A 12,820-nucleotide genomic window follows, 5' to 3' on the forward strand; every position below is an offset into this window, starting at 1 on the left:
TCAGGGAACGACCTGGTCGATCGTCAGCGCGATCGTGTCCTTGCGGTTCACGTCGGTCGGCGCGGACAGCGTCTGCAGATCGCCGCTCTGCGGCATGGCGTTGCCGGATTTCGACACGCGCGCGCCGACCACCACCTGCGGGAACGTCGACAGCTTCATGTTCGGCATCATCGCCATGCCGTCGTCGAGTTCCACCGTGACCGGCAGCTGGGCGGCCTTGAGGTGCTGGATCGCCAGCGGCATCGGCGGCCCGCTGGCGGCGCGCGCGAACACGAACAGGGTGGCTTCGGGATCGAGCTTGTCCTTCAACGCCGGCGCGAGCGCGACGCTGACGCGAAGCCGCGGCGATTCGGCTGGGGCCTGACCCGCTGCCGCGGTCGCCGTTTCTGGTGGAGCAGGCGCCGGAGCGGCCGGCGGTTCCTTGCCGTCGCGCTTGGCCTGCGCATCGGCGATCTGCGCCTGCACGCTGCGCGCGACTTCCGAGCCGGGCTGCAGCAGCGGCAGCAGCACGTTCCAGCGCGCGATCGCCGCGTCGTAACGGCCGGCCTGGTAGTCGCCGATGCCGACCAGCCACAGCGCGCGCTGGTTGTTCGGATCGGCGGCGAGCACGCCTTCCAGCAGGGTGCGCGGCTCGCCTTCGATGCGCTGTCCCGGCGTCGACAAGGCCAGTGCCTGCGCATACTCGACCGCCAGGGTCGGATTGTCCTTGGCCAGCTCGTGCGCGCGGCGGTAGGCGTCAAGCGACTCGGCGACGCGGTTCATCGCCTGGTAGGCACGGCCGAGCAGGGCCCAGCCCTCGACGTCGTCGGGCTGCTTCTGCAGCCGCTCGGCCAGCAGCGCGATGGCCTTTTCCATCTCCGGACCGCGGTCGCCGTGCGGCGCGGGCGCCGCGGCGAGATTGGCCGGATCCAGCGCCTGCGGTGCGCCGACCAGGCGGTACAGCAGGATCGCCGACGCCGGCAGCAGCAGGGCGGCGGCGAGCAGGACGCCGAAGGCCAGGCGCGAAGGCGCCGCCGGCCGCGCGTTCTCCGCCGCGCCGAGCGCGGCACGCTTGGCGGCGTACTCGTCGGCGTCGACGACGCCTTCGGCCAGCGCCTGGTCGAGCGCGCGCAGGCGGCGCGCCACGGTGTCGTGGGCGGGAGCGCTGCGCGCGTGGCGCAGCAGCGGCACGACGACGAAGGCCAGCGCGGCGCCGATCATCAGCGCCGCGAGCGGAAGAAATGCGCTCATATCACCAATCGTCCTCGAGATCGCCTGCCGGTCGCGTTGCCGAGGCCGCCGATGGCCGCGCGGTCTTCGCGCGCCGCCGCACCGTCACGAAGACGGCGCCGGCGCCGGCGGCCAGCACCAGCAGCGGGCCGAACCAGAGCAGCCAGGTCGCGCCGCGCAGCGGCGGGTCGTACAGCACGAAATCGCTGTAGCGCGCGGTCAGCCACTGCTTGATCTCCTCGTCGCTCTTGCCGGCCTGCATCTGCTCGAACACGTCGCGGCGCAGGTCCGCGGCGAGCGGCGCGCTGGAGTCGTTGAGGCTCTCGTTCTGGCAGACCAGGCAGCGCAGCTGCTTGGTCAGGTTCTGGAAGCGCAGCTCCTCGGCGCGGTCCTTGAACGGCAGCGGATCGACCGCGGCGAGGGCGGTTGTGCTCAGCACGAGTGCAGTCAGCAGCGTCCAGAGGGTCCGTTGCAGCGAACGCACGAGTCGCCGGGGCGCAGCGGCGCCGCGCCCGCGGCGGCCGGCATCCGTGGCGTGTCCCGCAATGGATTCCCGCGTTCGCGGGAATGACGGCGAGTGGGGTGCATCGCAGGCGCAGAGCGCGGGAGAAGAAATCGCGACGTCATGCCCGCGCAAGCGGGCATCCAAGGTGCTCCGCATGGCAGATTCCCGCGTCCACGACGGTGAGGAGGGTGGCAACGCCTTCATCGCGTTGTCTCCTTCATCTTCGCGATGCGCGGCAGCAGCTGCGTGGCGATGACGTCGGGCGTGATCGGGCTGATGTACTTGTAGACGACGATGCCGTTCGCGTCGACGAGGAAGCTTTCCGGCGCACCGGTCACGCCGAAGTCGATCGCGACGTCGCCGGGCAGGTCGGCGACGATGAGGTCGTAGGGATTGCCGTACTGCGCCAGCCAGCGCTTGGCGTCCGCAGGCTCGTCCTTGTAGTTGAAGCCGACCAGCCGGATGCCGAGCTGCTTGCCCAGTCCGCTCAGGATCGGGTGCTCCTCGCGGCAGGCGAAGCACCAGCTGGCGAACACGTTGAGCAGATACGGCGCGCCGGCGAGGTCCTGGTTGGTGATGCGCCGCTCCGGGTCGTCCAGTGTCGGCAGCGAGAACGCCGGCGCGGGCTTGCCGATCAGCGGCGAGGGCACTTCCTGCGGATTCTTGTACTGGCTCCACCATACGCCGAAGCCGAGCAGGGCCAGCACCAGGACGAAGCCGGCGAGAGGCAGCAGACGGGCGTTCATGCTTGAGAACCGGGAATCGGGAGTCGGGAATCGGGAATGGGAGAAGCGGGGATATTTCCGTCGTCGCTGCTTGTGCGATTGCCGATTCCCGACTCCCGATTCCCGGCACTCAACCGAAACCGCCGATCTGCCGCCGCGACGAAGCCGCCGAGCATCATCAGCAGCGCGCCGAGCCAGATCCAGCGCACGAAGGGCTTGACGTAGATGCGTACGGCCCAGGCGCCGTCGTCGCCGACCGCCTCGCCGAGCGCGACGTAGACGTCGCGGAACAGGCCCGGGTCGATGGCCGACTCGGTCTGCACCTGCTCGTTGCGCGTGTACTTGCGCTTCTGCGGATGCAGCACCGCGACGACCGCGCCGTCCTTCGATACCGTGATCGCGCCCTGTTCGGCGGCGTAGTTCGGGCCCGGCATCGACTTCACGCCGTCGAAGCGGAAGCTCAAGGCGCCGATCTCCACGCTCTGCTCCGGTGCCAGGCGCACGTCCTTCTCCACGCTGGTCGCCTCGACGATCAGCACGCCGGCGAGGAACACCGCGACGCCGAAGTGCGCGCAGATCATGCCGAGCATCTCCGGCGTGAAGCGGCGACCCGCCGGCGCGTTGCGCCAGCGCGAGAGCGCGTACAGCGCGATGCCGAGGCCGACCCAGAGCGAGGCGGCGACGCCGAACAAGGCCTTCCACGGCAGCTCGCCGGCGATCAGCCAGGCCGCGATCGCGGCGAGCACGGCGACCGCCGCCGCCGGCCGCAGCGCGCGCAGGGTCGTGTCGAGCCTGCCGGCGCGCCATTTCAGCATCGGCCCGAACGGCAGCAGTGCGACCACCGGCAGCATCAGCAGCACGAACATGAAGCCGAAGTAGGGCGGGCCGACCGAGATGCGACCGAGGTTGAAGGCCTCGCCGATCAGCGGATACAGCGTGCCGAGCAGGACCATCGCGGCGGCGCAGGTGAACATCAGGTTGTTCACCAGCAGCACGGTCTCGCGCGACACCGCCGCGAACGGTTCGCCGCCGGCGACCTTCGGTGCGCGCAGCGCGTACAGCAGCAGCGAGCCGCCGATGACCACGGCAAGGAAGCTCAGGATGAACAGGCCGCGCTCCGGATCGGCGGCGAACGAATGCACGCTGGTCAGCACGCCCGAGCGCACCAGGAAGGTGCCGAGCAGGGACAGCGAGAACGCGAAGATCGCCAGCAGCAGGGTCCAGGCGCGGAACGAGCCGCGCTTCTCGGTGACCGCCTGCGAGTGGATCAGCGCGGTGCCGACCAGCCACGGCATGAACGAGGCGTTCTCGACCGGATCCCAGAACCACCAGCCGCCCCAGCCCAGTTCGTAGTACGCCCACCAGGAACCGAGCGCGATGCCGAGCGTGAGGAAGCCCCAGGCGACGTTGGTCCACGGCCGCGCCCAGCGCACCCAGCGCACGTCGAGTTCGCCGCCGATCAGCGCGGCGAGCGCGAACGCGAACGCGACCGAGAAGCCGACGTAGCCGGTGTAGAGCATCGGCGGGTGCACGATCAGGCCGAAGTCCTGCAGCAGCGGATTGAGGTCGACGCCGTCTGCCGGCATCGGCAGCTCGCGTCCGAACGGATTGGAGGTCAGCACGGTGAACAGCAGGAAGCCGAAGCTGATGAAGCCGAGCACGCCGAGCACGCGCGCGATGAAGTCGTCCGGCAGCCTGCGGCTGAAGGCGGCGACGGCGACGGTCCAGACGTTGAGGATCAGGATCCACAGCAGCAGCGAACCCTCGTGCGCGCCCCACACCGCGGAGAAGCGGTAGTACCACGGCAGCAGCGAGTTCGAGTTCTGCGCGACGTAGGCGACCGAGAAATCCTGCGTGGCGAAGGCGTAGGTCAGGATCGCGAACGCGAAGACGACGAACACCGCCTGGCCGGCGACCGCCGGCCTGCCGACCGCCATCAGCGCGCGGTTGCCGGTGTGCGCGCCGAGGATCGGCAGCACGCACTGCGCGGCCGACAGCAGCAGGGCGAGGATCAGGGCGAGTTGGCCGAGTTCGGGGAGCATGCGCGAGCCGGGAGGAGCGGGGACTGCCTAGAGTACGCGAGACGGCCAGGCGACAGAACCGCGCCGCCCGCGGTGGATGGCTGCACTCGCGCTGCGCCGGGGAGCGAGGCGGCCGCCGGCGCGCGCCGGGCCGGGCCGCCGCGAGGCGTTCAGGGCGCGGTCGGCGGCAGCGAGGACAGGTACGCCGCCAGGGCCTGGATCGAGGCGTCGTCGAGCGTGCGTGCGACGCCGTGCATGATGAAGTCGTTGCTGGAATCGGCCAGCTTGCCGTCGCGGTAGTTCTTCAGGCGCTGCACGAGGTACTCGCCGTTCTGTCCGCGCAGGGACGGCCAGGCGCGGTAGTGGTCCGGCCCGGCCGCCGGGCCATTGGCGTCGGCGCCGTGGCAGCCCTGGCACGGCGGCGCGCCGCGCTCGGGTTCGCCGTGCGCGTACAACGCCTCGCCGCGCAACAGCACGGCCGTGTCCGGCGCCGGCTGCGGCGAGGCCTGCCGCGTCTGCGCGGCGAAGTAGACGGCCAGATTGCCGATGTCCTCGTCGGTCAGCGGCATCGCCAGCGCGGTCATCGGCGAATCGGGCCGCGTGCCGCGCTTGAACTTGAGCAGCTCGTCGTGGATGTACTCGGCGCGCTGCCCGGCCAGCTTCGGGAAGGCCGGCACGATCGCGTTGCCGTTCGGGCCGTGGCAGGCGACGCAAACAGCCGCCTTGGTGGCCCCGGCGGCGGCATCGCCGCGGACCGGCTCGACGTGCCGCTGGTCGAGATAGGGCGCGCCGGCCGCGGCGATGGCCGGTGCGGCGGCGAGGAGCAGCGGAACGAGAAATTTCGGCGTGAAGCGGCTCATGGGGCGGATTCCATCGATGGCCTTCCCTGGAACGTTCTGCGTTTCCCCGCGTCGCCGCAGGGCGGTGCCTTCGCTCGGCCGGACGGCTGCGGCCTCACAGCTTCACGTTGACCAGCAGGCCGACCATGTTGTTGCTGTAGCTCTGCGGCCCGCCGTCGGTGTAGAGCATGCCGCCGATGAAGCGGCTCTGGTCGAAGCCGAGGTAGTGCCAGTCGGCGAAGCGGCCGCGTTCGTAGTAGTCGAAGATGCGCAGCGAGACGCGCTCGACGATCGGGATCGTCACGCCGACGTTGAACGAGTTCACGCGGTAGACCGTCGGCGAGAACCCACCGCTGCCGGGGCCGGCCGGCACGGTGTCGGGGTAGGCGAGCGCGTCGGGACCGGCGTAGCGGTAGTCGTCGGTGCCGCGCGAATAGATGTAGTTCCAGCCCGCGTCCAGGCGCACGCGTCCGATGCGATGGTCGAACTGCGCGCCGGCGTAGTAGTCGCGCTGCTTGTCGCGCAGCCACCACTGCGCGTCGTACGGATAGGTCGGCCCGCCCAGGCGCGGATCGACGCCGGCGCCGTTCTCGAGCGCGTCGTTGACGTTGGACATCCTAAGGCGCGAGCGGTCGTAGCCGAAGAAGGCGCTGACGTTGGTGGTCGCCGCCGGCTGCCATTCCCACTGCAGGGTGGCGCTGCCGGTGTCGTAGTCCTGGCGGCCGATCTGCGCGTCGTAGGACTTGCGGTCCATGCGCGCCGAGGCGCTCAGGGTCATGTCGTCGCGGATCGCCCAGGTCACCATCACGTCGAGCTTGTTCTGGTCGTAGCTGGACATGTCGTACTTGCGCATCGTCGAGGTGGTGATCACCGGCGTGCCGCCCTCCGGCACCACGTAGCCGGGCAGGCCGGCGGAGACGAATTCCTCGTACGGGTCGTAGTCGTAGCGGTCGCCGCTCTGCTTGAGGTAGGTGTAGTTCACGCGCAGGGTCAGCGCGTCGAGCGAGCGGTTGACCCAGGTCAGCTTGACGCTGGAGTCGTTGATCTCCTGGCGCTCGCGGTTGGTCGGCTCGTAGCGGCTGTAGCCGAAGGTGAAGCCGAGCGTGTTCTTGTCGTCGAACTTCCAGTCCGCGCCGAGGTTGGCGTCGACGGTCTGGATGTCCAGCGGGATGTTGTGGATGCGCATGTTGCCGACGCTGGTGACCGGCCCGACCGGAAATCCCTCGCCGGGGATGATGCTCGGCTGCGAGCCGTTCTCGGCGATGTAGCCGTACTGGCCGGTCAGCGGGTTGTACAGCGTGTAGCCGCCGGTGCGGTAGTCCTGGCGGTCGTACTTCACGTTGCCGCGCACGGTCCACTGGGCGGTGGGGTTCAGCACGATGCGCGCGTCGGCCATGGTGGTATCGATGCGCATGTTCGCGCTGCGCCGCGACAGCGCGGCCGGCGTGTTCCACTGGCTGCAGTCGCCCAGCAACGGGTTCTGCGGACCGAGCTGCAGGTTGCCGAAGCCGATGCCGAACACGCCGCGGCAGTCGATCGGCGCGATCAGCGTGTCGTCCTGCTCCATGCGCCCGCCGGCGGCGCTGAAGGACACCTCGCCGTTCCACGGCAGCTTGCGCGTCAGCGTTGCCTGCAGGTTGTGGTAGTCGTTGTCCGGCTCGGTCGACATCTGGCCCTGGTAGACCGGCGCCGACAGCGCGCCGGGCACCGGCGAGGCCATCACGAACGGCGATTCGAACGTGTAGCGCGTGTTGGCGTCGCGGTAGAACGAGCCGCTGTAGCTGAAGTCCATGCGCCAGAGCTTTCCGGCGTAGCGCACGCCGCCGTTGACGTTGATCGTGCTGTCGTCGATCGGCTTGACCGTCTCCATCGAGCCGCCCAGGCCGGGAAAGAAGAACGAGCCGCCGTACGGCCGCGCGCCCTTGCGCTGCTCGTTGGTGGCGTTGGCGTAGGCGGTCCATTCCGGCGTCAGGTACATGCTGTAGCCGAGCCCCTGCTTCTCGCGCGTGACGCGCAGCATGCGCTCGGGCGCGGCGGCGGAGGCGGCGGCGATCTGCTGCGGCGTGCTGCCGCCGGGCACCAGGCTGCTGGGCAGGGTCAGGCGGTTCGAGCCGGTGCCGTTCCAGATCGACTTGGCGTTGCTCGACAGCACGTTGGGCATGTCGCGCAGGAAGGCCTGGATCTTGTAGCTGCCGGCGCGGCCGAAGGTGGCCTGGTAGTACTCGTCGTCGTCGCTGATGCGGCTGGCGCGGATGTTGGCGTAGGTGCCGTCGGAAGGGCGCTCCAGCGTGTAGTCGAGCAGGCCGAGGATCGGGCCTTCGTCCCAGTCGGCGTAGCGGTTCCACAGCGCGTTGCGCTCGTCGCCGGTCGGCACCATCACCGCGCCGATCTGCAGCGTGCCGTAGCCGCGCCAGTCGCCGTATTCCTCCGGCTTCGGCGGCGTGTACGGGCCCGGATACAGGTTGCCGGTCGGCGAGCGCTTCTGCCCGGGACGCAGCCACGTGGTGCCGTTCTCGTCCGGCGTTTCGCTCTTGCTGCCGGCGCTCGGATCGAGCTTGTTGCCGCGCCAGGTGTCGATGCCGATGCCGCTGTCGGCATGAGCGAAGGAGGCGCAGCACAGCGCCGTCATCGCCGCGCAGGCGGCGGCCAGCGTCCGCCGGCGCGGAAACAAGGGACGGGAGGAAGCCGAAAACACGTTCATCGCATGCCTCCTCGGTCTCATTCGTGGAGTTTCGGACCCGACGGCGCATTCGAGCCGTGGATGTTGGCGTGGCAGGTCAGGCAGCCGCGGCCCATGACGCGGAAGTCCGGGTTGGAGCCCGTGCCGGTGGACTGCATCGTGTGCAGGTTGTCGGGGTGGCGCTGCGCCGTGTGGCACTGCTGGCACAGGAACGGGATCGGCGCGACCAGCAGCGCGTGCTGGTTGGAGCCGTGCGGGCTGTGGCAGTTGAGGCAGCCTTCGCGCACCGGCGGATGCTCGAACAGGAACGGCCCGCGCTTCTCGGCGTGGCACTGGTAGCAGGTCTCGTTGACGGTGTTGGTCTTCAGCAGCGGGCTGGTCAGGCTGCCGTGCGGGTTGTGGCAGTCCACGCAGCTCATCTGGCCTTCCGGCAGCGGCATGTGCGAGCGGCGGTTGAACTGCATGCGCACGTCCTGGTGGCACTGCGCGCAGGTGTCGTTGATCGAGTTCCTGGCGAGCGAGCCCTCGATCGAGAACTTCGCCATCGGGTTGTGGCAGTCGCTGCACGACAGCCCGTTGCGCTGGTGGATCGAGCCGAGCCAGTGGTCGCGCGGGCCGCCTTCGTGGCAGGTCAGACAGGTCTGGGTCTGCACTTGGATCGGCGTGCCGCCGTTCCTGGTGTAGGCGATGATCGAGCCCTTGGTCAGCGGCGCCTGCGCGTGCTGCGAGCCGGGGCCATGGCAGGTCTCGCACACCGGAATCGAGGCGTCGGCCTTGTTCGCCGCGTGCAGGCCGAGCGAATGCAGCGTATGCGTGAAGTGATCGGCCTCGAGCTGGTGGCAGGCGGTGCAGGTGCGCTCGCCGACCGGCGTCGCATCGGGAAAGGCCGGATTGACCGCGACTTTCGCCTTGGCGAAGCCCGGCGCGGCGAGCAGGGTCTGGCCGGTGGACTGCACGTCCTCGTTGGACAGCCCCGAGGAGGGCAGGTCGCGCGCGAGTTCGGCGCGCGTCTGCTGGGCCTGGGCGAGGGGAAGGCAGGCGAAGAACCAGACGCTGGCGAGGGCGACGGCGCGAAGGACGCGGTTTCGCGGATGCATGTTCGGGTCGTCTCCCTGGCTGGCGTGACGCTGGCTGGCTTGAGCGGACGAGTCCTGCGGCTTCGCGACAGGCCGTGCGGTCGTCCTGCGACCGGTGGCCGTGCGAGCGGAGCTTTACCCTTCCTTCACATCCGAGTGTGTCTGGCGGCCGCTGCTTTGAGTAGGCGCATCTGGCGAAAACATTGTTCGGAAATCGGAACAGTTCTAAGCTCGCGACGCCGCTCGTGCGCATGGAGTGCCATCGCTTGAACGATCTCAACGACCTGTTCTACTTCGCCAAGATCGTCGAGCACGGCAGTCTCAGCGCCGCCAGCGCGGCACTGGGCATCGCCAAGTCCGTGCTGAGCCAGCACCTGTCGCGGCTCGAGGCGCACCTGGGCGTGCGCCTGTTGCAGCGCGATACGCGCAAGCTGCAGATCACCGATGTCGGCGCGCGCTACTACCAGCGCTGCCGCGCGGTGCTGGCCGAAGTGGAGCGCGCCAACTCGGTCATCGACGATGCGCGCGGCACGCCGCGCGGCGTCGTGCGCGTGACCAGCCCGGTCAATTTCGCGCAGACGATCCTGGCGCCGCTGCTGGCCGACTTCATGCTCGAGTATCCGGAAGTGGAGATCGTGCTCGACATGACCAACCGCGAGGTCGACCTGATCGCCGAGGGCTACGACGTCGTGCTGCGCATCGCGCCGGGCATCCGCGCCTCCTCGCTGGCGGTGCGCTCGTTCGTGCTGCGCCGCCACCAGCTGGTGGCGAGCCCGGCCTACGTCGAGCGGCACGGACTGCCGCGCGCGCCGGAAGACCTGCGCGGCGCGATCGGTCTCGGCGGCCTGCTCGACCTGGGGCGCGGCAACCGCCACAGCTGGCGCCTGACCGGACCGGACGGGCAGATCACCGAGATCGCGTTCTCGCCGCGACTGGTCACCGAGGACATCGTCGTGATCCGGCATGCCGCGCTCGGCGGCTGCGGCATCGCCGAGCTGCCGACCGTCATGTGCCGCGACGAGATCGCCGACGGGCGCCTCATCGTGCTGCTGCCGGAATGGTCGCTGCCGGAGATGACCCTGTACACGGTGTTCCCGTCGCGCAAGGGGCTGGCGCCGGCGGTGCGCTGCTTCATCGACTATCTGTCCGAACACCTGCGCGAGGCGCTCGACAGCGCGTTCTCCGGCGTGCAGCCGTTCGGCGAGGTCTGGTCCGCGGCGTCGCCGCGGCTGCGCGTGGCGTCGTCGGGCTGAGACGGCTCGCCGAGGCTACTTGCCGTCGGCGTGGGCGGTCTTGGCCTTGGCGATCGCGTCGGCGACTTCCTTCGGCATGTAGGTCTCGTCGTGCTTGGCCAGCACCTCGGTGGCGACGAAGCGGCCGTCCTGCAGAGCGCCGGTGGCGACCACGCTCTGACCTTCGCGGAACAGGTCGGGCAGGATGCCGGTGTATTCCACCGGCAGCTGCTTGAAGCGGTCGGTGACGACGAAATCGACCTTCAGCGAATCGTTCGCGCGCGCGATCGACTTCTCCAGCACGACGCCGCCGAGGCGGAAGCGCGCCGAGTCCGGTGCGTGCCCGGCTTCGACCTCGCTCGGCGAGTAGAGGTAGGTCATGTTCTGCTGCAGCGCGAGCACGGTCAGGCCGGCCGCCACGAACACGGCGACCAGGATCAGCGAAATCAGGATCAGGCGGCGCCTGCGCGTCGGCGTCATGGCTGCGCGCCGCCGGAGTCGCGCGCGGTGCGGCGCTGGATGCGGCCGCGGATCTCGGCCAGCACGCGCCGGCGCTGCGCGCGCGGCGCCAGCGCCTCGATCGCCAGCACGACGAAGAACACGGCGTAGGCGGGCCAGACGTACCCGGCGTAGCCGCCCATCGAGAGGAATTCGTTCATGGTTGCAGGTCTTCGCGCCGGCGGCGCGACGAAGGAACGCGCAGCCTACCAAATTCCCGCGAAGCCTCCTTCGGGCCCGGCGGCGCGCAGCGGCGAAACGCCGCACGCCGGCAGCCCTGAAAGGCCGGCGTGCGGAGGCCACGCAACGCTCAGGAGCCGTCGAAGCCGTTGCGGAAGATCACGTCGCCGCGCGGCGCGACGCGCAGCGTCGCCACCATCTGCCGGCCGCGCTGGTCCGCCGGCACCGAGGCCTGGTTGAAATAGCGCACGTCGCCGGCGACCGAGAACGAGTCGTCGCCGTTCGCCGCAATGCCCCAGAAGCCCGAGTGCCGCGACCGCGCCGCGCCGACCGTGTCGGCGTAGGCGTAGCCGCGCCAGGATTCGAGAGCGCCGGTGGCGGCGTCGATGACGGCGACCTCGCCGTCGACGTTGTCCTCCGGACAGGTCTGTCCGATCGGGCAGAGCACGCCGGGGCCGTAGACGTTCAGGCCGGACACGCCGAGCTTGCCGTTCGACAGCACGATGTCGGTCGGATAGTCCGCGCGGATCGACTGCTGCAGCCAGCCGAGGTTGCACGAGGTCGCGCTGGCCTGGTCGCTGCCGCCGTAGCGGACGTGACCGTTGATGCCGAACGTGGTCACCGCGCTGCCGCTCTGCCCGAGCTTGAGCACGGCGATGCCGTTCCTGCACGCCAGCTCGACGTCGGCGAGCAGGAAGACCTCGTCCTGCGAGATCGTGCCGAAGCCGCCGTCGACGACCAGCTTCTGGCCGCCGCTCTGCGAACTCACGGCGAGGGATTCGGTGGTGTAGAGGCCGTTGCTGCCGAAGCCGGTGCGCGGCGTGCCGCTGGAGTTGAGGCTGGCGGCGAATGCGTCCCAGCCGGCGTCCCAGCCGATCGTGCCCGGCGGCGGGCCGGCGTGCCAGCGCGAACCGGCGACGTAGATGCGCGGCGCCGAGGTCAGGGTGGTGCGGCCGCCGAGCGCGATGCCGCCGAACTGGCAGAAGTCGCCGGGGCCGCAGTAGCTGCCGAAGGCCGGCTCCATCGCGTCGACCTCGCTCGTCAGCGTGCCGTCGCTTTCGACCTTGAAGCGCGCGAAGCGCGGACGGTAGATGCCGTCGACGATGCCGGTGCCGGCGTAGACCAGCGAGGTCACGGTCGGAAACGAGCCGTTGTCGTACAGGGCGATGCCGCCGCCCATCACTGTGCGCGAGCCGTCGTCGGCGTACGCGTCCGAATCCATCACCCCATAGGACTGCAGCGCGCCGTCGGTGCCGAACACGAAGACGTCGACCGACGGCCGCGCCACCCACACCGGCAGCGGCGGATTGCCGCCGCCCGATTCGAGGCGGAAGTCCTCGGTGTCGGCGAGCACGAACACGCGGTCGCCGAAGCGGTAGATGCCCTTGACGTCCTTGACGTCGCCGCACCACAGGCCGCTGACGCAGGGCGTGATGACGTACTGGCCGTCGTAGAAGCCGTTGGTGCCCGGATTGCTCCAGGTCTGGCGGACGCCGGCCGCGTCGTAGCGCACCAGTCCGAGCTTCTGGTGGCCGGCCGCGGCGCCGACGCCCGGCACCACACTCGCCACGATGACGTCGCCGTTGTCCAGGCGCGCGATCTTCTTGCCGACGCGGTAGTCGTAGGTGGACGCGGCGAAATTGTCGGCGCCGATCAGACCGTGGTTCCAGGTCGGGTCGGGCACGTAGTCCTCGGCCTGCGCCGGGAGCGCGAGCCCCGTCGCGGCCAGCAGAGCCAGGCGGGCGACGATCCGCCTGCGGCGTGCGGCGGCGGTGAGTGGGCGATCCATGGGTTCCTCCTTGCGAATCGGCGGCAGGGGCCGGTCGCCAGGGGATACGCGGGTTTTCGCGCGGAC

Annotated in this window: 11 protein-coding genes; 1 reads left to right on the forward strand and 10 read right to left on the reverse strand. The window is 69.9% G+C overall.

Annotated features, from left to right (window positions below; translation table 11 throughout):
* The 7 genes from ACFO6Q_RS15005 to ACFO6Q_RS15035 form a co-directional block, all read right to left on the reverse strand.
* Positions 1-1,230: a c-type cytochrome biogenesis protein CcmI/CycH gene (locus tag ACFO6Q_RS15005; protein WP_380021919.1), complete on the reverse strand. Its 1,230-nt coding sequence runs from the start codon at positions 1,228-1,230 to the stop codon at positions 1-3.
* A gap of 1 nt (position 1,231) precedes the next feature.
* Positions 1,232-1,693: a cytochrome c-type biogenesis protein gene (locus ACFO6Q_RS15010; protein ID WP_380021920.1), complete on the reverse strand. Its 462-nt coding sequence runs from the start codon at positions 1,691-1,693 to the stop codon at positions 1,232-1,234.
* 221 nt (positions 1,694-1,914) lie between these two features.
* Positions 1,915-2,460, reverse strand: a complete 546-nt coding sequence (locus ACFO6Q_RS15015) for a DsbE family thiol:disulfide interchange protein (protein ID WP_380021921.1) — start codon at positions 2,458-2,460, stop codon at positions 1,915-1,917.
* The gene (locus ACFO6Q_RS15020) at positions 2,457-4,481 is read right to left on the reverse strand and encodes a heme lyase CcmF/NrfE family subunit (RefSeq protein WP_380021922.1); all 2,025 of its coding nucleotides are present in this window, start codon (positions 4,479-4,481) and stop codon (positions 2,457-2,459) included. The genes ACFO6Q_RS15015 and ACFO6Q_RS15020 overlap by 4 nt, the downstream gene beginning before the upstream one ends.
* Before the next feature lie 149 nt (positions 4,482-4,630).
* Positions 4,631-5,320: a c-type cytochrome gene (locus tag ACFO6Q_RS15025; RefSeq protein ID WP_380021923.1), complete on the reverse strand. Its 690-nt coding sequence runs from the start codon at positions 5,318-5,320 to the stop codon at positions 4,631-4,633.
* Positions 5,321-5,414: 94 nt separating this feature from the next.
* Positions 5,415-8,000, reverse strand: coding sequence for an MtrB/PioB family outer membrane beta-barrel protein (locus ACFO6Q_RS15030; RefSeq protein ID WP_380021924.1), 2,586 nt, complete (start codon positions 7,998-8,000; stop codon positions 5,415-5,417).
* Between the two features lie 17 nt (positions 8,001-8,017).
* Positions 8,018-9,076, reverse strand: a complete 1,059-nt coding sequence (locus ACFO6Q_RS15035; RefSeq protein WP_380021925.1) for a DmsE family decaheme c-type cytochrome — start codon at positions 9,074-9,076, stop codon at positions 8,018-8,020.
* 245 nt (positions 9,077-9,321) lie between these two features.
* Between ACFO6Q_RS15035 and ACFO6Q_RS15040 the strand changes: the two genes are divergently transcribed.
* Positions 9,322-10,308 (forward strand): LysR substrate-binding domain-containing protein, encoded by a 987-nt coding sequence (locus ACFO6Q_RS15040; protein WP_380021926.1) that lies wholly within the window; start codon positions 9,322-9,324, stop codon positions 10,306-10,308.
* Between the two features lie 15 nt (positions 10,309-10,323).
* Here ACFO6Q_RS15040 and ccmE read toward each other — a convergent pair whose 3' ends face one another.
* From ccmE to ACFO6Q_RS15055, 3 genes are all read right to left on the reverse strand, one after another.
* The gene (ccmE, locus tag ACFO6Q_RS15045) at positions 10,324-10,767 is read right to left on the reverse strand and encodes a cytochrome c maturation protein CcmE (protein ID WP_380021927.1); all 444 of its coding nucleotides are present in this window, start codon (positions 10,765-10,767) and stop codon (positions 10,324-10,326) included.
* The gene (gene ccmD, locus ACFO6Q_RS15050) at positions 10,764-10,946 is read right to left on the reverse strand and encodes a heme exporter protein CcmD (RefSeq protein WP_380021928.1); all 183 of its coding nucleotides are present in this window, start codon (positions 10,944-10,946) and stop codon (positions 10,764-10,766) included. Before ccmD ends, ccmE begins: the two co-directional genes overlap by 4 nt.
* 149 nt (positions 10,947-11,095) lie before the next feature.
* Positions 11,096-12,754 carry a hypothetical protein gene (locus tag ACFO6Q_RS15055; RefSeq protein WP_380021929.1) on the reverse strand — a complete coding sequence of 553 codons (1,659 nt, stop codon included), beginning with the start codon at positions 12,752-12,754 and terminating at the stop codon, positions 11,096-11,098.
* Positions 12,755-12,820: the final 66 nt, after the last annotated feature.

It is taken from the genome of Dokdonella ginsengisoli (genome assembly GCF_042652785.1).
In the GTDB taxonomy this organism is placed as follows: Bacteria; Pseudomonadota; Gammaproteobacteria; order Xanthomonadales; family Rhodanobacteraceae; genus Dokdonella_A; species Dokdonella_A ginsengisoli.